We start from the raw sequence: 23,781 nt of genomic DNA on the forward strand, positions 1-23,781 counted from the left end.
TCGTTATTAATTATTTAACAGAATAAATAATTTTATATTAACATAGCTGCGGGATATGTCAGAAACACTATTTTGTATAGTTGTCGTAACATCATTACGATCCTTATTCTAGAACACCTACTCCATCAAACTTTAAGGATTTTTCGTGCGACCTAATAGGCTCATAAAAGCTGAGTTGAGCTCTTGTTTGATATCTTGTTCAAAAGAGTCCATGCCGTGTAGATTCAATCGAGTTATAGTGTATAGCATTTTCGTTAGCACACAGTTTATGTTATGTACACGAGCTAACTCGTACAATGATTCCAGCGTTGATTTTCCTTCAACTAGTACGTTGTCATTGTAGCTATCGATAAGTCTGTAACCGTATCTAAAATTGCGTGATTTATCTGAAAAGCATGTGAGAACAAGATCCCCGATTCCACAAAATTCCATTATGGTGGCTGGATCCCCACCCTTTATTGTTATAAAAGAGCGAGCTTCCTCCAGTGCTAGACTCATAAGTGCTGACAGAGTATTCGAACCTGCACCTATGCGAACCAACAAACCACAGATTATTGCTATAACGTTCTTGAAAGATCCAAGTATTTGAGTGCCGTTAATGTCAGCGATATACTTTGTGAAGAATGTTTCCGTTGAGAGTGCACTTGCTATCTTGTGATAAATGGCTTTGTTGCTTCCAGCCAAGTTGCTAAAGGAAGGTTTCTTGGCAAGTATCTCATGTGCAAAATTTGGTCCAGAAAGAACGAAGACATCATTTTTAGGGAGTTCTTCATGAACGACCTCACTCATTAAAAGCAAAGATCCTTTTTCGATTCCCTTATTACACAGTATAATTTGAACACTTTCTTCGATATTTTCCCTGACTTTTTGGAGGAGTTCTCGCATGCTCTGAGATGGAACAGCTATGAAGATCAACTCTGCGTTTTTCAAGACATCCCAATTGCTTGTAGCATAGATGTTCCTGTTTAGCGGAAAAGTGGGTAGATATTTAGCGTTAACATGCCTCTCATTTATACTATCGATAACTCCTGTATTCCTGCAAAGAATTGTCACATGGCGGCTGTTGAACGCAAGAAGGTTCGCGATTGCAGTTCCCCATGCCCCTCCACCAATAACGACTGAGTCCATGAGCCCATACTAGATTGTCGATAGAATGGTACATCAAAGCTACCTATCTGTCATCACAGAAGCCCGTTAACGACAAAGCTGAAATGATCATGTGGTGTTACGATGAAGTGATCCACAAGCTGTACGTCCACTTTCTGACAGATCTTCTTCAACTTCCCAGTTATGCGTAAGTCCTCCTGGGAGGGTAGGGGATTGCCGCTGGGATGATTATGTGCGATGACCATTGCACTTGCGCCGCAGGTTAGGCATTTTTTGATAATTTCTCTCATACAAAGCGGCGTATGGTCTGCGGCCCCAAGTTCCTGAACATACTCTCTGATCAGGGTGTACTTCTTATTAAGAAAAAGGACGCGTACTGTCTCGACTGGGTTATTCCCGATACTTAAACGTAAGTAGTCTACAACTGATTTCCACGATTTTAAGGGGGTTCCGGATTTTAGGTCCTTTCTGAGAATTGTTTTCATGCTTTCGCGCACGGTTTTAATTAGTGCAACAACAGCGTCATTGACGCCGTCCAAACTCTTCAATTCGTCATGATCAGCAGCGAAAAGTTTCTTGAAATCTCCAAACTCTTTTAGCAGAGATTTGGCTAGAGGCTTCACATCCATCCTTGGATGGGTTGCAAAGAGCAGATACTCCAGCAATTCCAACTCCGATATAGTATCACCCGTACTGTCTATTATGCGCCGCCGAAGCCTGAGCCTATGCCCTTTATGCAATGACTCAGGTACAACCTCCACATCTTTTTGTCCCAACTTTTTCATAGTCAGCTCGACACCCTGCTCATCGCTAGAATCAGATAAACAGAAAATTAAATTCTATTGAACTAGAGCATTCCGCGGTTTTTACACCTTGCGCCACCTATCTTACTTGTCTTTTTCTTTGCCATAAGCCTGAGACATGGTTTTCACCAATGAGAGAACTTTACTTCTTACTGAAGCTTCCGTAATAGCCTTGAATGCACGAACCAAAACCAGAAGCTCCTTGTTATATTCATTCTCATGCTCAAACTCTATGCTGTTTTCAGAATCATATAACGTATCTCCCTCTTGTCCCTTGTTTAGCGAAGCAAAGAAATAGGAGGGCGAAACTTTACAAAACTTACATATGTCAAGCAGCCTACTTACACAAAGGCGGTTCGCACCGCATTCGTACTTCTGAAGCTGCTGGAAGGTTACACCAATTTCCTTGGCTATGGCAGCCTGGCTATAACCTTTAAGGGTCCTAAGCCTACGAATCTGCTTTCCAATCATCACGTCAGTTTCCGCACGTTTCTTAAAATTCTCAGAGATTTTAGGCATATAAAAACACTGTACCGTGAATAAACGCAAAGTATTATGCTAACTCCTAACCGGTAGATAAACAACAACAATCATATTGGCATTGTTAACAATACTAATATGATAAATCCTATTTTCTCTACAAAAAGCTAAGGCAAGCCAATCGCGCATAGCAGGAAACACCATCGCATGGGATTATACCAATAGAACCATCAATTAGTCAAGATAATCTGTGCGAATGTCCGATACTTCCTAATGTTAATCAGAAAAACTGAAAGAAAAGATCCATTTGAAGAGATGCTAAATGACTTTCATATGCATTCGTTCAACAAGTTTTACCCGGACGAAAGACGCTATAATATTTTCATGCCACCGCTCTGAGAGCCTCTGGAAAGCGTGGAATGCTTCATGTTTAAATTCGATAAGCGGATTTTTCTGTGCGACGGCCTTGAGGTTTATGCTTAATCTAAGATTCTCTAGAAACTGCAAATGCTCTTTCCATAGCTGGTCTAGTATTGCTATCATTATGCGCTTTTTTATTTCCAAAAGAAGTTCCACGTTCGCACGTTCCTTTTCTGCAATGATGTTTTTTGTTTTGGAGTCTATAAAGCCTTCGATATCTTCGGTTTTGTGTAGTTCTTCAAAGTCCTCGTTGTATATTGATTGCATACTGTGGACCAGAGTTGGAATATCATAAAAACTCTTAGATCGCGCATTTTCAAGAGTTTTGGCGTTTACATCTGACACTATTGGTAGGAGATCTATATCACTACTTTCCATGATATTGTTTCGGTGGCTGAAGACGACTTTCCTTTGTTCATTTATCACGTCATCGAACTTAATAAGGTTTTTTCTGATCTCATAATTACGGCTCTCTACTTTCTTTTGCGCCTTTTCTAGTGAACGTGTTATGTACGAATGTTTTATGGCGCCATTATTGGAAAGCTGCTTTTTTAGCATATTACGTATTCCCGGTGTACCGAAAATACGTAAGAGATCATCGTCGAGTGAGAGAAAAAACTTTGATTCACCTGGATCACCTTGTCTACCTGATCTTCCTCTGAGTTGATTATCAATACGGCGGCTTTCGTGTCTTTCAGTACCAATCACATAAAGTCCTCCAGCTTTTCGAACTATCTCTTCGTTTTTTGCATGCTCTTTTTCAGTTTCATCGTTTGCTGAAACGTTAAAATTAAAGTTGCCCCCCAACTGGATATCTGTTCCTCTCCCAGCCATATTTGTGGCTATAGTTATAGCGCCGGGTTTACCCGCTTGTGCAATAATTTCTGCTTCAAAAGCGTGCTGTTTTGCATTCAATACGGAGTGCTTTAGCTTTGCCTTTTTCAGTTCACGTGAGAGTTCTTCAGAATTTTCTATACTCGTTGTTCCAATCAGGATGGGTTGCAGTTTTTCATGACATTCTTTTGCGAGTGTTAGAATAGCTTCGTATTTCTCCTTTTTTGAGGCGTATATTTCATCATCGTGATCAATTCTGCGTACTGGCAGATGTGAGGGTATTTGTATGACTCCCAGCCCGTATATTGTCGAGAATTCCTCCCTTTCTGTTGCGGCTGTTCCTGTCATGCCCGCAAGCTTGTTGTACATCCTGAAGTAGTTTTGGAATGTAATGGATGCAAGTGTTTGATTCTCATTTTGGATCTTGAGATTTTCTTTGGCTTCAAGTGCTTGATGTAGCCCCTCTGAATACCGTCTCCCATGCATCATACGCCCAGTAAACTCATCTATTAAAACTATTTGGCCATCTTTGACGATGTAATCCTTGTTTTTTTGGAAGAGATTGATTGCCTTGAGAGACTGATTCAAACAGTGCACAAGTTGCAGGTTTTGTGGTTCGTAGAGCGATGAACCACTCTCTATGAATTTTTCATCCATTAGTAGTTTTTCTACTGCTTCTTGCCCTTCCTCTGTGAGAGAAACGGTTCTTGCTTTTTCATCAACTGTGTACAAACTGCTGTCGAGCTTTTCTGCAAGCTTATTTATGCTTGCGTATAGGTATGAGGCACCACCCGTCATACCGGAGATTATGAGTGGTGTACGTGCCTCATCGATCAATATTGAGTCAACTTCATCCACGATTGCATAGTGAAGGCCCCGCTGCACCATTTCTCCTTTGGAAAACTTCATGTTATCCCGAAGATAATCAAAGCCCAGCTCGTTGTTTGTGGCATAGGTGATATCTGCTCTATATGCATGTGCTCTTTCTGGATCACGCATATCTGAAGTAACGCAAGAAACCTGTAATCCTAGATATCTATATATCTGTTTCATCCACTCGGTATCTCTTCGAGCTAAGTAGTCGTTCACCGTTACTATGTGCACACCTTTTTCAGGGAGAGCGTTCAAGTAAGCTGCTAGAGTTGCGACAAGCGTTTTCCCTTCGCCTGTATGCATTTCACTTATCATTCCCCAGTGCAGCACCATTCCTCCCATGATTTGCACATCGAAATGCCGCATACCGAGCGTCCTAACCGAAGCCTCTCTAACACATGCATATGCTTCAGGTAGTATTTCATCTAGTGAAGCGCTTTGCTTGAACAGTCTTTCTTTGAATTCGCTAGTTTTGTTTCTAAGTTCGTCACTTGAGAGTTCACGAACCCTAGCCTCAAGAGCGTTGACTTGCTCTACACCACTTTTTAGCTTTCCCTTAATCTTTCGATTTCGAGAGTCAAAGATTTTGCGCACTAAATCTAGCATCTTGCCTGGAGAGCGTTACCATATACAGGTCGATATTTTATGCTCTTGTTTGAAGATTAGCAAATATGTGCCTCAAGAGGATATATTTTTTTGTTTTATTCTAGAGTGATGAAGTTTACACATGAATTTATTTCAGTATTGTCTTAATGCTACCAGAAAGTGATATTTTCAAGGGAATATTCTACAAAAAGGTTATACATGTGGAAAACATTCTAAGAAGATGCTATAATCGGAATGGCGTTTTTGGGTGGTACTTGGGACGTCAAAGTTTTCGAGTCGTGCGTGGAACCTAAATGTCCAAGGTTTGTGTTGGGTAAGACGTTGATCTTGATTAACATATAGTTAATCGAAAATTTACGAACTATGATGTATAAGTAACCGCACTTAGTGGTCTTTTATATTTTTATGGTGTGAGTGGTGCCTGGTTTCGGGGCGTTTTTCTTGTGCCTCATTTGATTTTTTTGCCGTAGGGTGGAGTTGAGATGCGTATATTAGTAGTCGATGACGAGCAGAAGGTAACAGATTATGTGAAGGGTATTATTACCTCTGTTGGGTATGTTTGTGACACGGCTTCTTGTTGCCGTGATGCTTCAGCACTGATTAATTCCAGCAAAGGCGATTATCAGTATGATCTTATTATCCTGGACAGGGTTCTCCCAGACGGGGATGGCTTGGATATGATCTTAAATTTGCGTTGTAAGAACATAAAGACTCCCGTGATTTTTTTCTCTGCTCTCTCATCTTATGAGAACAGGATTAAGGCTTTTGATTTTGGCGCCGATGATTTCATTGCGAAGAGTGAGCTGCATAAGGGTGAGTTTCTTGCTCGTATAAGGGCTGTTCTGAGAAGGTGCTTTAGCCATCACTTTTCGAAATTCAAACTTGGTAACATGTTGGTGGACTTTCACATGCAGGTTTGTAAGATGCGTGGTAAAGTTGTTCAGCTGACAAACAAGGAATACTCAATGTTAGAGCTGATGTGTCTTCATGGTAGGGGAGCTATCATATCCAAAGATAAGTTTATAAGTCATCTTTATTCTAATAATGAGCCGACGGAGCAAAAAATCATTGATGTTTTTGCTTGCAAATTACGTAGCAAGCTAGCTGCGTATAACGATGGTGTGAGCTACATAGAGACAGTTTGGGGAAGAGGGTACACGTTGAATGAGAATGTTCCCCCAATAAGGAGTAGCGTGAAAAAATCTAGAGCTATTTCTGCTGATGAGCATGCTCCTGCAGCTGCTGGGCATGAGCTCCAGAAAAGTACCACCTAAGTAAGCGGTTGCATTACTGGGTGGGGCGCGCCCAGTACGGCTTCACTATTTTTCTCGTCCTGGAAAGGGGCATTCGCGTCCTTCTACTTAGGCTCTTAAGGTCTTTCAGGTACAGCTTCTGTTTGCTTTCTGATCCAGATTCGTAGTCTGTGTTGCAACTCTTTGTCTTGTAGGGCAAGTATTCTGCAGGCCAAGAGTGCTGCGTTTTCTGCACCTGCCTTTCCTATAGAGAGAGTACCGACTGGCGTGCCTGCAGGCATCTGGCATATCGAAAGCAAGCTATCTAGACCGTTGAGTGTTTTACTTTCTACTGGTACTCCTAAGACTGGAATATCGCTTATGGCTGCGATCATTCCTGGCAAATGGGCTGCTCCTCCAGCGCCTGCTATTATTGTGCCAATTCCATTGTCTGCTGCGCTTTTCGAAAACTCATACAACCTTGCTGGAGTTCTGTGTGCTGATATCACGTAAGTCTCATATTGTACAATTAGCTCTTCGAGTATTTTTTCCGCATACTGCATAGTAGAATAGTCAGACGTACTACCCATTACTACCGCTATCTTTTTAGAACTCATTCTCACCATCTCAACAATACATAGAATTCTAATTCATCCATGAAAGTACTCAATATGCATATGCTGTTGTTCCCAAAGAAGTATCACGAATCAAATTGGATGATCAGGTCCAGATTTATATACACAAACCTGTTTTTACACATTCACTCTCAGTCATGATTTTAGGGAGGTAAAACCTCTACCAGCATAGTCTTGGTTGTGGCTCTAGAGGTAGTTCCGCACAGCCTGCTGTAATTCTCTCTATAGCCGCCCAGGCTATCATTGCTGCGTTATCTGTACATAGAATACCTTCTGGAAAGTGTAGAGATAAGTCATGATTTTTTGCAAATTCTTCTAATATTTTTCTTACGTAACGATTGGAGGCAACCCCTCCAGCTAATACGATCCTAGAATGGCCACAGATCTTCACGGCTTGTTCTAACTTACTGACCACGATTCTTGCTACGCATGCCTGGAACGATGCACAAATGTCGGCCTTATCTTGTTCTGTTATTTGGGGCAATGAAGTAATTATTTTTTTTAGGGCTGTTTTTATCCCTGATAGAGAAAAATTACAACCAGGTTGATTTATCATTGCTGCTGGTAAACGAAAACGTTCGGAGTCGCCTTTGCTTGCGAACTTTTCTACAATTTTTCCTCCGGGATATGTAAACCCCAGCATAGTTGCTAGCTTGTCAAATGCCTCGCCAAATGCATCATCGAGTGTTTCCCCAAGAAGAAGATAATCACCTACCTTTTTTGCGTTGATAAGTTGAGAATGTCCTCCTGAGATCACGAGACAAACAAATGGGAAATCTATTTTCTTCGTCAGTCTTGCAGCGAGTAAGTGTCCTTCTAGGTGGTTTATTCCGAGAACAGGTTTTTTAAGCAAAAATGCAAGACCACGGGCCATCATCACTCCAACTATCAGCGATCCAACCAATCCTGGACCAACGGTACAAGCAATGGCTGTCAATTTTTCAAGATCATGGGCCTTAGCTGCCCTTTGTAGTATCTGAGGTAAAATTTTTAAATGCTCTCTGGATGCAAATTCTGGGTAGACTCCATTATATTTGCTATGATCCTGGGTGAAAATTTCGTGAAAGTAAATCTTTCGTTCTTCAGAAACAATGGCGACTGAAGTTTCATCGCAACTTGTCTCTATGCCTAAAATTAAATGATTGTTCATTCAGGGTAAGAGTTCTCTTTAGAATCCTGGAGGAGTCCGATTTGTTTGTAAAACTGTTTTGCGCCTGAATGAATTGGTACATTCCCAGCTTCTGGAATGAGATCAACCTTTGTTATGTGCGAAAAAGCGGGGTGTGTGCTCTGCAAAATGGCAAAATTCGAGAATACACTACTCACCAACTTATATGCTTTATCATCAGAAAAATCCTCAAGGACATAAAACCCTGACTTTACCGCAATAGTTTTTATTTCTTTTTCAGCTAATCCTGGATAAAGAGCAGCGGGAATATCATAAGAGTAATAATACGGATGATCCAGAAGTAACTTCTTTCTTGTTTCATCATCTAATGACACGAGCTGCACATTGCAGGTCGCAGAAGCTTCCTGAAAAAGCCCACTCGGGTGACCTATAACCATTGTCATTACATCAATTTTACCATCACAAAGAGCACGCACCTGCTCAGACGAATTCAACTCCGTTGTAAGTTTAAAGTCAGCACTTGTCCATCCCTTGGCTCTCATGATTTTTTCCATCGTTCCTCTTACACCGGTGCCGGGTGCACCGATGTTAACGATCTTATCTTTGATTTCATCAAAGCTTTTTATTCCTAACTCTTTTCGTACAAGAACGGTAAAGGCCTCTTTATGCGTCGAAAAAAGTGAACGAAGTGAGGACATAGGTTGCATGGAGCTAAATAGTCCCGTGCCATTATACGCATCATAGGCCCAATCTCCTTGTGCTGCTGCAAGTTCTAAGTCACCATTTCTGAGTGCGTTCAAATTGTACATAGTACCCGGTGTAGACTGGACCGAACAATATACATCGAGTGCGTTATCACTTATCGAGTGTTTCTTGATGAACCTGCATATCGCATTGCCAGTTGCATAGTATACCCCAGAGATAGAACCCGTACCCACTCTCATGAAGTAGCGTTCCTCACCAACTGCATGGTTCAAGAGCACCGATAGAAAGAAGAGCATCGCCAGATTGGAGCGAAAATTTAACATCTAAAACCTCTACAGCGTTCTCGGTTCAATTATATTTAACAACAATAACGAATACAAATGGACTCGAGTACACGGAACTCCTTCAGTACTTTTCCTTTTGGTGCTGTGGCACCAATAGCGTCCTAGTAACGTATTTTCCAAAATGATTTCTTGATTTTTGGTTTTGCTATTGCCATGCATGTGGTTTATTCTTTGTTTGCTGTTCGAGATCGGTAGTTCCTATTTTCATGTGGTCTCTGCCCCTCTGGTAGCGTATCATAATCTCTATGAATGTGACCGCTTACGATTTTTTGAACGCATTTTTTTCCGAAAAACTGCGCTCTGTAGAAGAGATGTTATATAACTCTATGGCCACTCTTACGAAACTTAGGAGCATAGAGGATGCTAAGAAAATGCTTTCCAGTGGTAAAAGGATACGTGCTTTATTATCCTTGCTTTCTTTTGCTCTTTGTGAAAATTTCGATACCGATGTAGAGATTCGTGCTGCTGCAACAATTGAATTAATTCATAATGCTACACTCATGCATGATGATGTTGTAGATGACAACTATATTCGCCGTGGTAAGCCTAATATAAAAAGTATCTATGGAAATAGAATAAGCGTTCTCACAGGTGACTTTCTTCTAAGTGTGGCGTTCGAGATTATTTTAGAATGTAAGAATCTCAGTGTAGTGTTGTTACTTTCGAAAACGGCAAAGCAGCTCTCTGAAGGTGAAATACTCCAGCTTCAGAATATTGGTGAGATTGTTAGTGAATCTGAGTATTTGGAGATTATCGCAAGAAAGACGGCTGTTTTGTTTTCTGCTGCTGCAGAAATTGCGGCAATACTAACTAATAAACATGAGTGTATTGTCGTCCTTAGGGAAATAGGATTTCTAATAGGTATGGCATTTCAAATTGTTGATGATGTTCTTGACTATGGAGAGTTAAAGGAAGTTGGCAAGAATGTTGGCAACGATTTTCGAGAGTGTAAATTCACCTTGCCATGCGTCATTGCATACAGAGACGCAAAATCCGAGGCTGCGAAGAAATTTTGGCGTGAGGTATTTTTTACAGAGGAAAAAGATATAGAAGAAGCACGGTTTTTTATGTATGAGGTGGATGCCCTCGCGAAAGCGATGAAGGTTGCACGCGACTATCTTAGTAAGGCGGAAGAAAAACTCTCAATATTTGAAAACAGTGCAAGTTTATTCACAATGAAGACTTTTCTCAGGTACGCTGTCGAAAGGCCATATTAAATTAATTAGAATTTGTGTAACACTGATGCTAATGTTGGAAAATGCATGTTATAGAAGGTTTTGCGATAGACAATCCGTTCATTGCGTAGCTGTTGTTGGATTTTCTCTTTTGGGAGATATTAAAGTTTCGTGCTAGGTAATCGTATTTGTCAAATTTTTTGTTATGGCCCAGGTTTATTTTCCAATAGCTGAAGCTGCAATATCTTTATATGTGATCATTGGTTTAGGTCTGATTTCGGGAATTATGGCCGGACTTTTCGGTATTGGCGGAAATATTATCATTATCCCTACCTTGATTTTTATGGGTGTTGCGCCAGCAGTAGCAGTCTCTAGTGCTGTAAATCAGACAATTGCGTCTGGGTTTGCTAGCTTCTTGAACCAATTAAAACAGGGAAATGCAGACTTATCCATAGCCCTTTATCTTTCCCTTAGTGGGCTGTTTGGGATAACATTGGGGTCATTATTGTTAATGTATCTACGCGATAAAGGAAATGTAGATATTGCAATCTTTCTTGTGTATGTTCTGATGCTTAGTAGTACGGGATGCATCATGGCATTTGATAGCATTCGTAAATTACTGTTTTTATTGCGCAATAAAACAGGACTTGCTGAACATACAGAAAAGTCTCATAAAGGTCACTTCGTAAAACTTGTGAATAAGCTCCCTTTTCGCCGCTACTTTCATAGTGCAAAGGGTGACATAAGTCTGGTTGCTCTTTTTCTTTTTGGAGCGGTCGTAGGTTTGATTTTGTCTATAGCGGGAATTGGTGGGGGATATATTCTTGTTCCCGTACTCATGTATGTTTTCAATCTTCCTGTGCGCATCGCAATAGGAACGTCGCTTGCTCAATCTGTACTTGTTTCAGTTGTCACTGTTTTTTTTCATGCAATTACGTTGGGTACAGTTGATATGCTTTTGGGGTTCTTATTGAGTATTGGTGCGATTTGTGGAGTGACTTTTGGAGCAAAATTAAATCTAATTTTGCACCCAGTGCTGATTAGATTATTGCTTGCCTTCGTGATGTTTTCTGGTGTACTTAGGTTGTTGTTTACATTGCTTGTGACACCTGAAAATCCATATTCTTTTTCTACTATTTGATAGTGACAATAAAAAGATTTTTTGTTTTTGCTGTATTTTGTCTACTGCCGTGTAAGGTGAGTGGTTTTTCTGTTATAGCCGATCTTTCCCCCAACAGGGTTGAAATACATTCCAAGTTTACTGGGAAAAAAATATTAGTTTTTGGGGCAATTATGGAAAAGGCCGACAATATTATAGTTATCGTTCATGGTCCCAAAAAAGATATTGCCGTACACAAAAAAATCCGAATTTTTGGTTTGTGGACAAATGGAGCTAAGGTCGAGATAAAGATGGTGCCTCTGTTTTTTTCTTTTTCCTCCTCAAATCAGAGATACGATGAAATTGATAGGGTATTTCATGGAGAATTTACGCCATTTTCACATCTCTTGAGCTCCAGTAGAGAAACGAGTGCATTTGCTGAGAGTAGGATACGTGAGTCTCTGTATCAATTCGATAATAAGATTGAGTTAATCAATGACCGTCTCTTTCGTGGAAATATCTTTCTCCCAAGTAATGTACCAAAAGGACAGTATGTTGTCGAAGTTCTGGCACTAAGGGAAAACAGAATCATTGGGATCGAAGTAATGCCACTCTTGATAGTAAAAACAGGCTTGGATGGACGTATTTTTGAATTAAGTCATTCACGTCCACTATTTTATGCATTGGCCGCAACTACCGGTGCATTGGTTATAGGATGGGCTGGGTTCATATTGCCACGGACAGCAAGAACCTTACTCAAAAGTAAAGGAGAAAAGTAAAGGAGAAGGGCTAAAACTGCCCTAACAAAAACCTGGAGAACCAAAACAGCACAGGGTGCCGAAACGACGAAAACAACGGAAAGCTAGGCCCACAAATGCTATCTTCGTGGACCTAGCATCACATCATGAAAATACTAAATTAGTATGATACCTTCACACCAGAAGTTAGAACAAAACCTTTGTTGTTGTCTTCAGATTTAATTCCAGCTTCCTGAGCCATGAAGCACTTAGTATTAATGTAAGGTGTTAGCTCATACGTGCTTCCAGTGATGCGATAATGCGTACCAAGAGAAACAACTCGGAGCGTATTTACACCAACACTTTTAACGAAGGTGTTATAACTTTCCATATAATTAAGGCTAAATGCTACAGGACCTTCTTCATATGCAGCACCGAAAGTCATGTAAGAACTGTCTCCATCTGTCGTTTTAGTTTGGCTGCTATCAGTAAAGGCCTTGTTCAAGTCAAGCTGCATATCTTTCTTTTTTTCAACTCCAGAAAGATACGTGCTACCCCATGAACCAGCAAGCTTTATAGTCTGAATCTGAGCAACTGCACCGACCTCAAATCGTCTGAGTGGATGATGAAGACCACCGGTTGGAGTACTAAGACCAGCCTGACCACTGAAAGAGATACCATATTTCAGATTTCCTTTTTGTCCAGCATAGGCAGCACCTAAATCGAGGATATCATGGTAAGTACCATCTGCAGTTGAGTTTGTATAACCCAGCGCCATCCGCAAATTGCCCAGCCCAGTAGTAATGAAGTTAGCCCTTAGAGGGTTATTATATTGGGTATAGTAATTTGTGTGTACCAAGAAAGGATGTTGTGCATCCTTGTGGCGTGTAGATGTTTTAGTAGAGGTGTCATTGCTTCCATTGGTATGTGTAGCATCTATTGGGCGTCCTTCTAGGTTAGCAAGTGTTGTCCAATTCAGATCATCAAAACCACCACCAACAGCAGCGACTGAAGACGCATCGATTTTGATCGGTTTCACAGCGTTGTCACTGACGCGGCCCATTTCGAACCTTCCGTAACCAGTTTCAAAGAAAACATATGCATTGTCAGCAGCAATCGCATCCTTTGTACTGAATTCTGCTTCTAGGAAACCACCATAAGCGAAGTTACCTAGTGCACGTCTAGCTTCTATTGATAGCTTGTGTTTGTTAAATAAAGCGGTGTTGCGTGTGTAGTTGCCTAGAATACCACCATCAGACAGCGGCTTCACACCATTCACACTGCTGCTATCAGTCCCATTCCCACTATAAGACGCTTCAACATTGTTACCATTTGAATCTACAAGGACATTAATCTTTGGAAGACCTTTTGCTAATTCAAAGAAACCCTTATTTCTTCCGTAACCGAATGAGAAATCATTACTACCCTTTACCTTGAACACGAAATTCACTGCATCGCAGTTATCGGTTTCACTTTGGTTAGACGAACCATTACAATGACATCCAGGGGAGCCCGTTCCCCCAGCTGAACAACGGTCCGCAAATTTACTTAATCGAGCCTTGACCTGATTAGGGCCTGTTTTATTGCAGACACACATTCTATTTGATGTCGTTTTTTCAACAGCCGGAACTGTATCCCCTGTCAAAGGCGCCTCGGACGCGCCTGCGACGTTGGTTAGCGCCAACGTCAAAAATAATATCTTGCTAAGTTTATACATAAGCTTCTAGTAAAAAATAACATAAAAACGTTTCCATCCAGGTCATGCCTCTACGAGCGTAATAAATAGCGAACCCTTCTCTCCGAATGTTACATGGATAATACGTTTTCGTAAACAGAGAAACTGCAATACTTCCTGAAGATACAGCTTAATTCTCAAAAAGTCCAGCACCAAGTACTAAGCATTTCAGCTATTAGGGGGTTTCGTTGAGGCAAAACACCCGACCAGATACAGAAAGAGACTCGAGTCTCTCTGATAGGCATAACGCAATAGGACAACCGAGGAATACGCACTTGTTATCACACCTTGCGTGCAAGACAAAAAAGAACGAACGAAGCCGCTGATGAAAATGTAGCCATTGTATTCTCAAGCATATACAGATGGTATGCCAACGCATAAATGATGAGCTTTGCGGAAAGCTTAGTGAGAAGTAACTACTGCTTTTAGCATTGCGTCCGCGTTGTTTACAATATGGCTTTTGTCTGTTGGTGATCTCACCCCTTGTATCACAATGATCTCGGACGGTTTGCAGTTATTTATTGCGTATTCCATGGCTTTTCTTCTGTCCTCAATTTCAATTGCTTTTGGGCAGCAAAACATCAGTTCGCGCCGAGTTCTTTCGCTTAATTTACTGCCATTGCTATCACCAGTAAAAATTATCCTGTTCACCATTTTTGCTGCGACTTTGGCCATCTTTAGTGTATTCTTTCCTTCACAATCCTCGCTGCACCTGAGCACAAGGGTGACATCGTTATATGGAAAGTGCCACTTCATAGAGAGTAGAAGATCCTGCAGTTCACTCGGAGTTTCTGCGCAATCTGTCATAATTTTGCGGTCCTCTCCGTAGCATTCTAGGAATTCCATATACCCAGCTAATGGGCTAATTTGTTCATGTTCAATCCTGGATGGATCTATTCCGCATGATATAGCTAATCCCATTGCCGTTACAAGATTACTTCCTTGGAACTTGCCAAGTATATTTGTACGAACAACGACTTCTTTCCCAAGGACTTTCATCGTTAGTATTTGTCCTTTTTGTGTTGGCAATTGAGAGATCAATTGTATATCGCTTGCTGCTCTTCCATATGTACAAACCTTTTTATTCGGGCAGCATTGCATTATCCTTGTCGTGTACTCACTAGCGACTGGTAGTACCATAGTACCATTATCAGGTAATATCTCTGAGAGCAGCCTTGCTTTCATCTGAAAGCGTTTCTCTGCATCTTCCGGTTGTGTTAAATCATCGCGTAGCAGATTACTGAAAGCGGCCGCCTTTAAATGGACGCTATCTATCATCCTGTTTTCGATTGCTGCACCTGAAACTGCTAAGCAACAATATTCGGTCTTTTTATCCGCTAGATCGTCAAGAATGCTATGCATGTTCGCCGCGTCTGATATCATACGATCTTTCCCTTGCCACAGCTCAAGAGTTTCCATTGGTTCATTCGAGACAGTTAAAGTTACGGCCTTTTTTCCGGCTAGTGTGCATACCTGAGAGAAAAAATGCCCAACACTTCTTCTTCCAGTTGTACCAGTTACTGCGCATACGTATGTTGGCTGTTTCTTCCACATGAAAGAGCATATTCCATGATATATCTGCTGTGGCTGAGTGTGTACAAAGACATTAACCCCTTGTTCGAGGTGTTCTTCTTCATATTCTTGATTTGTTAGTATGCTCTTTGCGCCGCGATTGATTGCCTCCCGGATGTGTGCGTGTTCCCTTTTTGATGGAGCATAAAATAGGGAATCTCTCCCAACTTTTTGAGGATCCGAAGTAATGTTCTTGATCCTTCCATTTGATATTTCTAGGCAAATTTGCTCGTATAGCGCAGCCATCTTCTTCCTCCTCTAAATTTACTCCATCTTCTGCGATGAGTTCACCCTATCTGAAGCAGGATTCTATACAGCAAATTTACCTTATTTGGCGCTTATTTTATACCCAACTTAAAGTTGCATAAGTCGTTGATAATGCAGTTTTCACATTTTGGTTTCCGTGCTTTGCAAATGTATCTTCCATGCAATACGAGCCATAGGTGTGCTTGTGGAAGAAAGGCTTGTGGAATGCGTTCAAGTAATTGTTTTTCTGTTTCTAAAACATTTCTTGCATGCACTAGTCCTATTCTATTGCTTACTCTGAAAACATGTGTATCTACAGCAATTCTTTTGTCTCCAAAGAGTGTACACAATATTACGTTCGCTGACTTCCTCCCTATTCCTGGAAGGGATTGTAGATATTGGAAATTATTAGGTATGTCAGTCTGTTTATCCGCAATCAGTTTCTTTGCTAGAGCAATGATATTTTTTGCTTTATTGTTGTATAAACCAATCGTTTTTATGCAGTCCTTTAGTTTTGCAAGGTCCATTTTTGCATAATGTTCTGGTTCGTATGCAAAACGAAATAGATCTTTTGTTACTTTGTTCACACTAACATCTGTGGACTGTGCGGATAGCAACACCGCTATGATAAGTGTAAATTTATTGACATATTCTAACTCGATTTTAGGCTCTGGCATTTGTCTCTGAAACCTGTCTAGGATTTCAACCACCAGTGAATAAGAAGGATATGTCTTTTCCATCACAAGCTATAGAGGGGTAAAACCTGTGAAGGAAACTGTGCAACTTACTACCTTTGCTGTCCTATGTTTCACACTACCTTTTCGAATATGTAAAACAAGAAATTGGCATCGAGCAGATGTAACACAGCGCCAAAACTGATATCGTGAGCCACGGTTTAAGTATCAAAGCAACTGCAATGGTGACCGAGATAAACATCAGTGCAGACTCCAGATAATGTGGAACGACAATATTTTTCAATGAAAAAGTTGGTATGCTACTTACAGTGAGCATTGAGATCACTGCAAGATAACCGAGCAAAAAATAATGGTTCATTGCAAATAGCACAACAAAGCCGCAATCGTTGGAGGCGAATATCAGTATTACTGGAAGTAAAGCTAAGATTCCTCCAGCTGGAGCAGGAATACCATAAAAGAAACTATTTTGTAGCTCACTACTTGTCCCGCTTGACATAGCAGTGGTGTTAAATCGTGCGAGACGGACGGCCATACAGACGACAAATACCATCGTGATTCCCCAGCCAAAGACTCTGATGTTGTGTAACTCCCACAGGTACAACATGAATGCAGGTGCTACGCCAAAACTTACCATGTCAGCTAAAGAATCAAGTTCTGCGCCAAAAGCGGAACTCGAGTCAAACATTCTAGCTATACGGCCATCTATCCCGTCCATAATAGCTGCGACTACAATCGTTCCAATAGCAAGTTCCCAGCGACCTATCAGCGAAAGCCTTATCGAAGTAAGCCCAAGGCACAAACTACAAAATGTAATAAAATTAGGGAAAAACCTCGTTATTGGAACAGGACGACTCTTCACAATCTATCAGTCGAGAAAACGCTCAGTCACAAAAGATGCCGTTTCATTAAGCAATGCCACAATCGTTTCACCAGCAACAACAGTTTGTCCTTCAGAAACAAGAAGAGGCATGCTTTTTGGTATGTATATAGTAACTCTGCTCCCAAATTTGATAATGCCAAACCGCTTTCCTGCAAAAACCTGCTGGTCTTTTTTCAAATCACAAACCACACGCCGTGCAAGGAAACCTGTCTGTTGGACAACTACCACTTTCCTACCGTCCACCATCTCTATCATGGTTTCCTGTCTCTCATTTTCATCTTCGGAGCTATCATAGTCAGCACGCAAATTCTTTCCAGGCACATAATGCAGTTTTCTCACTGTGCCATCAACCGGTATACGATTAACATGTACATTCAAGGGGCTTAAGTAAATACTCACTTTCTGCATTTCCTCGACTAGCTCACTACTTTGCGGTGGCAAAGCACTTTCGATTTTGCAGACTAATCCATCTGCTGGACTAAGTACAAAATCTTTTGATACTGCTATTGCGCGCTGCGGATCCCTGAAGAAGTAAACGACTAACGCAGTAACACAAATTCCACACAGGCCTAATGCGGGAACAAAAAAAAACGCTACCGCTGTGCAGGCCAAGGCAACACTGATAGTAAGCAAGCCTTCTTTATGAAGTGAAAATTTAGTCACGACGCGAATATAAAAATCCTTTTCCAGGTACTCTCAATTCAGTACTACATCAAAATTCATTTTGCAATTACCCGAGAAGCGCTAATTTTTCCAGAATTTCTTCTTCTTTTTTTTCCATGGTCAATGTCTCCTCGTCGGAGGAGTGATCATAACCTAGTACATGTAACACGCCATGGATGAACATATGCAACAAGTGGTCTTCAAATTTTATTTCATTTTCCAGGGCTTCGATGACCAGTCTGTCGAAAGAAAGTATTACCTCTCCTATGATTCCAACTCCAATTTGTTCGTTTGTATAGTTGAAGGATAAAACATTAGTTGGAGCATCTTTTCCCCTATAATTTTTGTTCAAGGCTCTCATAAATTCGTCATCCGTTAAGACGACAGAAAATTCAGCTTTCTTTGCTTCCAGACAGCATTCAAAGGCCTTCTGTAGTAAGGTATCGATATTATTTACCTTTTTTGCCCAACGTGGATCCATGATTCGAATTTCTAGCATACCAATATAACAGATATCGCAGTTGACATAAAAATTAATAATTTTACCTAATTATATGCAAAATTCAATACTTTGACAAAATTAGAAACAGTCCAAAATAAACAGAAATGCCCTATCTAGAATAACTCGGAGTTATCTTAACGAAATAAAAGTACAGAAAAACTGCCTCAATATCTGTTGCTACTAAAAACTCTTATGCTATGAGATCTGCAACTGTTTTGCCTATCAGAGCCGGGGTTGGCGCAATTACGACTCCAGCATCCTTCATTACCCTTATCTTACTCTCTGCAGACTCATCACTACTCGAAATAATTGCCCCAGCGTGTCCCATTCTTTTTCCAGGAGGAGCAGTAACACCTGCAATGAAACCGACTGTTGGCTTTTTAGTGTGTGATGATTTCAGCAACGCACAAGCTTTTTCCTCAGCTGAACCGCCAATTTCACCGATCATGACAATCACTTCAGTTTCTGGATCATCCAAGAACATCTTCATGCAATCCGCAAAACCAAGACCTTTTACTGGATCACCACCTATGCCAATACATGTGGATTGTCCTAAGCCCATTTGTGTTGTTTGTGCGACCGCTTCATAGGTAAGTGTCCCGGAGCGAGAGATAATTCCTACTTTTCCACGCTTATGTATGTATCCGGGCATTATACCAATTTTGCATTCACCAGGTGTTATGATGCCTGGACAGTTTGGACCTATCAAAAGACTTCTAGAGTTGCTTAATGCACTCTTCACGCGCATCATGTCTTGAACAGGAATTCCCTCTGTTATGCAGACGATCAGCTCTATCTCCGCATCAATTGCTTCAAGAATTGCATCCATCGCAAATGGCGCTGGAACGTACATTACGGTTGCATTTGCTCCAGTCTCCTTTTTTGCATGGTACACGGTGTTAAAAACTGGTAGCCCAAGATGCGTTTGACCTCCCTTACCGGGTGTTACGCCACCGACCATTTTTGTGCCGTATTCAATAGCCTGTTCAGAGTGGAAAGTACCCTGTTGGCCTGTAAATCCCTGACAAATAACTCGTGTCTCTTTGTTAACTAAGATTGCCATTAAATTTCCTTCCTTGTCATTTTTACGATCTTTTGTGCTGCATCACCAAGTTCGGAGGCGATTACAATATTCATTCCTGAGTCCTCAATAATCTTCATTCCAGCAGAGTAGTTAGTTCCGGAAAGACGAACGACCAAAGGCATAGTGAGACCCACATCTTTGGTTGCTGCAACTATGCCCTCCGCGATGATATCGCAACGCATAATACCTCCAAAAATGTTCACTAATATGCCAGCAACATGTTTGTCAGATGAAATTATTTTGAATGCATTCGTGACTTGCTCTAGGTTGGCTCCACCTCCAACATCTAGGAAATTTGCCGGACTAGCACCGTAGTACTTTATGATATCCATTGTTGCCATCGCGAGTCCAGCCCCGTTCACCATACAACCTATATCGCCTTCCATTTTGATGTAGTTGAGGTTGTATTTTGATGCTTCGATTTCTTGGGGGTCCTCTTCATACAAATCCCTTAGCTCTAGCGTATCTGGGTGACGATAAAGCGCATTATCGTCAAAGTTAATTTTTGCATCTAAAGCTACGAACTCACCCCTATTATTCGCGATCAATGGGTTTATTTCGAGTTGTGAAGCATCCCTCGTGACAAATAGAGCGTACAATTTCTTCACAAGTGGCGTGAAATGCTTAATTTGAGCAAGACTGAGTCCCAGTTCAAATCCTATCTTCCTTGTGTGAAAGTCTGATATGCCAATACTTGGATCAACGAAGACTTTCTTGATTTTTTCAGGGCTCGATTTTGCAACTTCTTCTATCTCCATGCCCCCTTCTTCTGATGCGATTATGGCCACCTTTGCGCTCTCTCTATCAACCACCATGCTTAGGTAGTATTCCTTCAAAATCGACTGTCCAGCCTCAATATAGACTTTTCGTACTTTTTGTCCTGCCGGAGAAGTTTGATGAGTTACCAGGTTCATGCCAAGCATTTTTTTCGTGTTATCTATCGCCTCTTCAACAGAACGACAAATCACGACACCACCTGCTTTACCTCTTCCTCCTGCATGTATTTGAGCCTTTACTGCAAATACCTCACCACCTAGTCGAGCTAGGTTTTTTGCGATTTCTGAGGTTTCTGTATTCTCTTGGACTAAAAACCCTGTAGGCGTGGGCACGCCATAGACCTGCAGTATTTCCTTTGCCTGGTACTCATGAATGTTCATTTGTGCACTTATCCTGAAAGATTTTTCACATAGTTGAGTACCTATTTAACACGTAAGATTTGCCCAAACAACCTAGACCGTTAACATGACGACTTTGTTTTTATGGAAACCTCGGATGTAAACAGCAGTGACATAACGTAACGATTATTCCGGCAGACTTATCTTAATGAGTTATGTTAAAATTTGCGCTTGTTGTTTTTATGTCGCACAAAGCGTACAATTACGGTCTCACATGGCGATGTAGCTCAGTTGGTTAGAGCGGCGGAATCATAATCCGTAGGTCGTGGGTTCGAGTCCCACTTTCGCTATTTCCTTCTTTATGGACGAGCACCAGATTCTTTCTGAGATTATTTCTAGGATTGCGGAACCATTTGCTCTTCTGAACGATGCGTTTGTCCTAGACAATTTTGTTATTACGAAAGATCTCTTGGCAGAGGGTGTCCATTTCTTCCCTTTTGCGGAACCGTATACACTTGCGAAGAAAGCTTTAAGAGTTAATTTATCTGACCTTGCTGCAATGGGTGCAGAACCAATCGGTTATTTCCTTGGACTTGTCTTAGGTGAAAAGCATAAAAATTCGACATGGCTGAATAGGTTTGCTGAGGGTCTTCTTGATGATCAGCAGTACTACAGAGTTAAACTTTTTGGGGGCGATATAGTTACTCATTCTGGGCCGCTTCTCATAAGTGTTACGATGATTGGAAAAAAAGGGGAGCGTGTTCTCACTCGTTCCGGTGCAGAATCCGGAGATGAGCTCTGCGTCAGTGGGCCGATAGGTGACTCGTATTTGGGATTGCTTTCGTATCGAGGTGAATTGCAAGAAAGTTCATACTTGCGTAATAAGTACGATTTACCGGAACCACGTCTTGATGTCAGTAGGGATATCATTTCTAGTGTGACTTCTTGTATCGATATTTCTGATGGTTTGCTAAGTGAGGCTCAACACCTGGCCAGAAATTCTTCTGTTTCCATCACGATTTTCCTCGATAAGCTTCCTATTTCTGATGAGGCACGTGTCGTGCTGTCTAAAAAACCAGAAATTCGTAGAAAACTCATAACAGCGGGTGATGATTACCAGTTACTTTTTACTGTTCCCCAAAAACATCCTGTGACAAGAAAATACCCTGTGATTGGCTTTGTTTCAGAAGGTTTAGGTGAGGTGAAAGTGCTTGATCTATCTGGAAGAGAGATTTCTTTTGGCAGTCCGGGTTTTGTACACCGTTAAACTGTGTAGTAAGTATTTTTGTAGGAAAGAAAATAGTTCATGCAACTCGGGATTGGCTTCTTGAGTCATATACGTCCGATATTAGTGAGTTGGCAACTTCAGGGCTTTCCGATAAAGGCTTTTTTTTGTGTATTGAAATTGATATTATGGATTCCCGCATGGATATATTGGAGAGTATGGAGACGTACGTACAACGTTTTGTGGTTGCAAACTGGAAAATGAATGGCAGCCAGCAGTTGTGTGATGTTTTTGTGAGTCGCTTTTCTGATTTTAATTTCAACCCTGGGGTTGAAATTGTAATTGCGCCTCCAGCTGTCTATTTGTCTCATATGAGAAGTGCCATAATGTCTTCTGGTTTACCCTTGGCTCTCGGAGCGCAAGATTGTGCTTCAGGTGATAATGCTCCTAGCACTGGCGATATAAGTTCTAGGATGTTTAAGGAGGTTGGTGCGAGGTATGTCATTGTGGGACATTCAGAGAGGAGGACTTTGCACTGTGAATCGAGTAAAGTAGTTGGTATGAAGGCCAATTCTGGCTTGCGCGGTCGACTTATACCGATTATCTGTGTAGGGCAGAATAACAGACCCATAAACAGGGAGACTCTGACTAAGCAATGTAGAGATTCAATTCCAATGAATAGCCACGACTTCATAGTAGCTTATGAGCCGGTCTACGCAATAGGAACGGGTATTGTGCCTTCGAACGCAGAGATTGAGGAGGCGGTCTGTTTAATTAAAGACGCTGTTGGGGATGCTGTACCAGTGCTTTATGGGGGTTCTGTTTCTCCGGCTAATTGCGCAGAGATCTTTTCTGTAAAGAATCTTGGTGGAGTGCTTGTGGGTGGTGCAAGCTTAGATCCAGATAGCTTTATCAAGATATGTGAGGTTGCACATCGGTTTTGATCCTAGGGTGTTGGCCCTTCTTTGAGTTGGATTTGAATCGGTTTTGTGCTAGGCTATTCCGCGCTGGTAGATATTCTTTGTCGAACTTTTTATGGAGAGGTTTACGCTCGTCACTTTCTATCATTTTGCACAGTTGGAGAACTACGAAGACATGCGAGACGAACTCCTTTCGTATTGCATTGAAAAGGGGTTAAAGGGCACAGTTTTGCTTGCCTTAGAAGGAATTAATGGCACGGTTAGTGGGCACGATGGCAGTGTACGTGATTTCCTTGATTTTGTGCGGAGAGATGACAGGCTCTGCAGTTTAGAATGGAAAGAGAGTTATGCTAGTTTTCAGCCGTTCCAAGAAATGAAGGTTCGCCTAAAGAAAGAAATCGTTGCGCTCAGGTATCCTGAGCTAGAAAATATGGAAATATGTGAAACTGGTGAGCACGTGGAGCCTAAAGATTGGGCTAATCTGATAACGCGTGAAGACGTGAAAACTATTGACACTCGTAATTTATATGAAACCAAGCTTGGTAGGTTTAAGCATTCTATAGACCCAGAGACGATCAATTTTGCAGATTTTCAGGAATGGGCAAAAAGATGGGTGGATGAAAATAATGTTAGTACTGAGCAGAAAATAGCAATGTATTGCACTGGCGGTGTAAGGTGTGAGAAATCCACTGCATACATGAAGAAGATTGGCTTCAAAAAAGTCTACCACCTCAGAGGTGGGATACTAAACTACTTTCTAAAAACCAAGAACAGAGATGGTGTGTGGGTTGGGGATTGTTTTGTGTTCGATGATAGAGTTGCGGTGAACGTGGATCTTGAACCCATACAGCTTAAGTGTTTAGGATGTAACTGCGTTGTGAACACGGATGATTTAAAAAACGTTCCTAGGGGTAGAGTAATGTGTTCGGCCTGTGGACGGAACGCACATTCTAGCTGAGTAAACC

The 23,781-nt window shown here is 41.3% G+C and carries 22 protein-coding genes and 1 tRNA gene; 8 read left to right on the forward strand and 15 right to left on the reverse strand.

From position 1 onward, the window contains the following. Positions 1-132: 132 nt before the first annotated feature. From AS219_RS00865 to secA, 4 genes are all read right to left on the reverse strand, one after another. The gene (locus tag AS219_RS00865) at positions 133-1,128 is read right to left on the reverse strand and encodes an NAD(P)H-dependent glycerol-3-phosphate dehydrogenase (RefSeq protein WP_067978815.1); all 996 of its coding nucleotides are present in this window, start codon (positions 1,126-1,128) and stop codon (positions 133-135) included. 53 nt (positions 1,129-1,181) lie between these two features. Beyond that, positions 1,182-1,892, reverse strand: coding sequence for a RadC family protein (radC, locus tag AS219_RS00870; protein ID WP_067978818.1), 711 nt, complete (start codon positions 1,890-1,892; stop codon positions 1,182-1,184). A gap of 102 nt (positions 1,893-1,994) precedes the next feature. Beyond that, entirely contained in the window at positions 1,995-2,429 is a 435-nt protein-coding gene (locus AS219_RS00875; RefSeq protein ID WP_067978820.1) for a helix-turn-helix domain-containing protein, read from the reverse strand. Between the two features lie 279 nt (positions 2,430-2,708). Next, complete coding sequence (gene secA / locus AS219_RS00880) at positions 2,709-5,123, reverse strand: preprotein translocase subunit SecA (RefSeq protein ID WP_067978823.1); 2,415 nt, start codon at positions 5,121-5,123, stop codon at positions 2,709-2,711. Positions 5,124-5,605: 482 nt separating this feature from the next. Between secA and AS219_RS00885 the strand changes: the two genes are divergently transcribed. Beyond that, a complete protein-coding gene (locus AS219_RS00885) occupies positions 5,606-6,397 on the forward strand; it encodes a response regulator transcription factor (protein WP_067978825.1) in 792 nt (263 codons plus the stop codon). Positions 6,398-6,492: 95 nt separating this feature from the next. Here the strand turns inward: AS219_RS00885 and purE are convergent, their stop codons facing one another. The 3 genes from purE to AS219_RS00900 form a co-directional block, all read right to left on the reverse strand. Then, entirely contained in the window at positions 6,493-6,972 is a 480-nt protein-coding gene (purE, locus tag AS219_RS00890) for a 5-(carboxyamino)imidazole ribonucleotide mutase (RefSeq protein WP_067980425.1), read from the reverse strand. Between the two features lie 178 nt (positions 6,973-7,150). Beyond that, positions 7,151-8,140 (reverse strand): tRNA (adenosine(37)-N6)-threonylcarbamoyltransferase complex transferase subunit TsaD, encoded by a 990-nt coding sequence (gene tsaD, locus AS219_RS00895; protein ID WP_067978827.1) that lies wholly within the window; start codon positions 8,138-8,140, stop codon positions 7,151-7,153. Next, the gene (locus tag AS219_RS00900; protein ID WP_067978829.1) at positions 8,137-9,147 is read right to left on the reverse strand and encodes a TAXI family TRAP transporter solute-binding subunit; all 1,011 of its coding nucleotides are present in this window, start codon (positions 9,145-9,147) and stop codon (positions 8,137-8,139) included. Before AS219_RS00900 ends, tsaD begins: the two co-directional genes overlap by 4 nt. Positions 9,148-9,413: 266 nt before the next feature. On the opposite strand from AS219_RS00900, the gene AS219_RS00905 reads away from it, so the two are divergent. The 3 genes from AS219_RS00905 (at position 9,414) to AS219_RS00915 (ending at position 12,221) form a co-directional block, all read left to right on the forward strand. Continuing rightward, positions 9,414-10,385, forward strand: coding sequence for a polyprenyl synthetase family protein (locus AS219_RS00905; protein WP_067978831.1), 972 nt, complete (start codon positions 9,414-9,416; stop codon positions 10,383-10,385). A 163-nt stretch (positions 10,386-10,548) separates the two neighbouring features. Continuing rightward, the gene (locus tag AS219_RS00910; protein WP_067978832.1) at positions 10,549-11,484 is read left to right on the forward strand and encodes a sulfite exporter TauE/SafE family protein; all 936 of its coding nucleotides are present in this window, start codon (positions 10,549-10,551) and stop codon (positions 11,482-11,484) included. A 56-nt stretch (positions 11,485-11,540) separates the two neighbouring features. Further along, entirely contained in the window at positions 11,541-12,221 is a 681-nt protein-coding gene (locus AS219_RS00915; RefSeq protein ID WP_231861808.1) for a TIGR02186 family protein, read from the forward strand. A 139-nt stretch (positions 12,222-12,360) separates the two neighbouring features. On the opposite strand, the gene AS219_RS00920 is transcribed toward AS219_RS00915, so the two are convergent. The 8 genes from AS219_RS00920 to sucC form a co-directional block, all read right to left on the reverse strand. Further along, positions 12,361-13,896, reverse strand: a complete 1,536-nt coding sequence (locus tag AS219_RS00920; protein WP_067978837.1) for a hypothetical protein — start codon at positions 13,894-13,896, stop codon at positions 12,361-12,363. Between the two features lie 420 nt (positions 13,897-14,316). Then, entirely contained in the window at positions 14,317-15,732 is a 1,416-nt protein-coding gene (locus tag AS219_RS00925; protein WP_067978838.1) for a Mur ligase family protein, read from the reverse strand. A gap of 92 nt (positions 15,733-15,824) precedes the next feature. Then, positions 15,825-16,472 carry an endonuclease III gene (gene nth / locus AS219_RS00930; protein ID WP_067978841.1) on the reverse strand — a complete coding sequence of 216 codons (648 nt, stop codon included), beginning with the start codon at positions 16,470-16,472 and terminating at the stop codon, positions 15,825-15,827. Between the two features lie 73 nt (positions 16,473-16,545). Further along, on the reverse strand, positions 16,546-17,286 hold the full coding sequence (locus tag AS219_RS00935) for a CDP-alcohol phosphatidyltransferase family protein (protein WP_067978846.1): 741 nt from the start codon (positions 17,284-17,286) through the stop codon (positions 16,546-16,548). 6 nt (positions 17,287-17,292) lie between these two features. Next, positions 17,293-17,970 carry a phosphatidylserine decarboxylase gene (locus AS219_RS00940; RefSeq protein WP_067978849.1) on the reverse strand — a complete coding sequence of 226 codons (678 nt, stop codon included), beginning with the start codon at positions 17,968-17,970 and terminating at the stop codon, positions 17,293-17,295. A gap of 67 nt (positions 17,971-18,037) precedes the next feature. Continuing rightward, positions 18,038-18,451, reverse strand: a complete 414-nt coding sequence (gene ybeY / locus AS219_RS00945) for an rRNA maturation RNase YbeY (RefSeq protein ID WP_231861809.1) — start codon at positions 18,449-18,451, stop codon at positions 18,038-18,040. A 211-nt stretch (positions 18,452-18,662) separates the two neighbouring features. After that, the gene (gene sucD / locus AS219_RS00950) at positions 18,663-19,535 is read right to left on the reverse strand and encodes a succinate--CoA ligase subunit alpha (RefSeq protein WP_067978857.1); all 873 of its coding nucleotides are present in this window, start codon (positions 19,533-19,535) and stop codon (positions 18,663-18,665) included. Then, entirely contained in the window at positions 19,535-20,713 is a 1,179-nt protein-coding gene (gene sucC, locus AS219_RS00955; RefSeq protein ID WP_067978864.1) for an ADP-forming succinate--CoA ligase subunit beta, read from the reverse strand. The genes sucD and sucC overlap by 1 nt, the downstream gene beginning before the upstream one ends. A 234-nt stretch (positions 20,714-20,947) precedes the next feature. On the opposite strand from sucC, the gene AS219_RS00960 reads away from it, so the two are divergent. The 4 genes from AS219_RS00960 to AS219_RS00975 all read left to right on the forward strand — a co-directional run bounded on the left by AS219_RS00960 (position 20,948) and on the right by AS219_RS00975 (position 23,774). Then, positions 20,948-21,021: transfer RNA gene (locus AS219_RS00960), tRNA-Met, on the forward strand. Between the two features lie 11 nt (positions 21,022-21,032). After that, a complete protein-coding gene (gene thiL, locus AS219_RS00965; RefSeq protein WP_067978867.1) occupies positions 21,033-21,938 on the forward strand; it encodes a thiamine-phosphate kinase in 906 nt (301 codons plus the stop codon). Positions 21,939-22,114: 176 nt separating this feature from the next. Next, positions 22,115-22,840, forward strand: a complete 726-nt coding sequence (gene tpiA, locus AS219_RS00970) for a triose-phosphate isomerase (RefSeq protein ID WP_067980428.1) — start codon at positions 22,115-22,117, stop codon at positions 22,838-22,840. 91 nt (positions 22,841-22,931) lie between these two features. Continuing rightward, on the forward strand, positions 22,932-23,774 hold the full coding sequence (locus tag AS219_RS00975) for a rhodanese-related sulfurtransferase (RefSeq protein ID WP_067978869.1): 843 nt from the start codon (positions 22,932-22,934) through the stop codon (positions 23,772-23,774). Positions 23,775-23,781 lie beyond the last annotated feature (7 nt).

Source organism: Neorickettsia sp. 179522 (genome assembly GCF_001593535.1).
GTDB classification, from domain to species: domain Bacteria; phylum Pseudomonadota; class Alphaproteobacteria; order Rickettsiales; family Anaplasmataceae; genus Neorickettsia; species Neorickettsia findlayensis.

Bases quoted from the DNA above. Each gene is read 5' to 3' on its own strand.
- AS219_RS00975 (WP_067978869.1), top strand. From the start codon at position 22,932: ATGGAGAGGTTTACGCTCGTCACTTTCTATCATTTTGCACAGTTGGAG.
- ybeY (WP_231861809.1), bottom strand. From the start codon at position 18,451: ATGGATCCACGTTGGGCAAAAAAGGTAAATAATATCGATACCTTACTA.
- AS219_RS00910 (WP_067978832.1), top strand. From the start codon at position 10,549: ATGGCCCAGGTTTATTTTCCAATAGCTGAAGCTGCAATATCTTTATAT.
- AS219_RS00925 (WP_067978838.1), bottom strand. From the start codon at position 15,732: ATGGCTGCGCTATACGAGCAAATTTGCCTAGAAATATCAAATGGAAGG.
- purE (WP_067980425.1), bottom strand. From the start codon at position 6,972: ATGAGTTCTAAAAAGATAGCGGTAGTAATGGGTAGTACGTCTGACTAT.
- tsaD (WP_067978827.1), bottom strand. From the start codon at position 8,140: ATGAACAATCATTTAATTTTAGGCATAGAGACAAGTTGCGATGAAACT.
- AS219_RS00900 (WP_067978829.1), bottom strand. From the start codon at position 9,147: ATGTTAAATTTTCGCTCCAATCTGGCGATGCTCTTCTTTCTATCGGTG.
- tpiA (WP_067980428.1), top strand. From the start codon at position 22,115: ATGGAGACGTACGTACAACGTTTTGTGGTTGCAAACTGGAAAATGAAT.
- sucC (WP_067978864.1), bottom strand. From the start codon at position 20,713: ATGAACATTCATGAGTACCAGGCAAAGGAAATACTGCAGGTCTATGGC.
- thiL (WP_067978867.1), top strand. From the start codon at position 21,033: ATGGACGAGCACCAGATTCTTTCTGAGATTATTTCTAGGATTGCGGAA.
- nth (WP_067978841.1), bottom strand. From the start codon at position 16,472: ATGGAAAAGACATATCCTTCTTATTCACTGGTGGTTGAAATCCTAGAC.
- AS219_RS00905 (WP_067978831.1), top strand. From the start codon at position 9,414: ATGAATGTGACCGCTTACGATTTTTTGAACGCATTTTTTTCCGAAAAA.
- secA (WP_067978823.1), bottom strand. From the start codon at position 5,123: ATGCTAGATTTAGTGCGCAAAATCTTTGACTCTCGAAATCGAAAGATT.
- AS219_RS00920 (WP_067978837.1), bottom strand. From the start codon at position 13,896: ATGTATAAACTTAGCAAGATATTATTTTTGACGTTGGCGCTAACCAAC.
- AS219_RS00865 (WP_067978815.1), bottom strand. From the start codon at position 1,128: ATGGACTCAGTCGTTATTGGTGGAGGGGCATGGGGAACTGCAATCGCG.
- sucD (WP_067978857.1), bottom strand. From the start codon at position 19,535: ATGGCAATCTTAGTTAACAAAGAGACACGAGTTATTTGTCAGGGATTT.
- radC (WP_067978818.1), bottom strand. From the start codon at position 1,892: ATGAAAAAGTTGGGACAAAAAGATGTGGAGGTTGTACCTGAGTCATTG.
- AS219_RS00875 (WP_067978820.1), bottom strand. From the start codon at position 2,429: ATGCCTAAAATCTCTGAGAATTTTAAGAAACGTGCGGAAACTGACGTG.
- AS219_RS00885 (WP_067978825.1), top strand. From the start codon at position 5,606: ATGCGTATATTAGTAGTCGATGACGAGCAGAAGGTAACAGATTATGTG.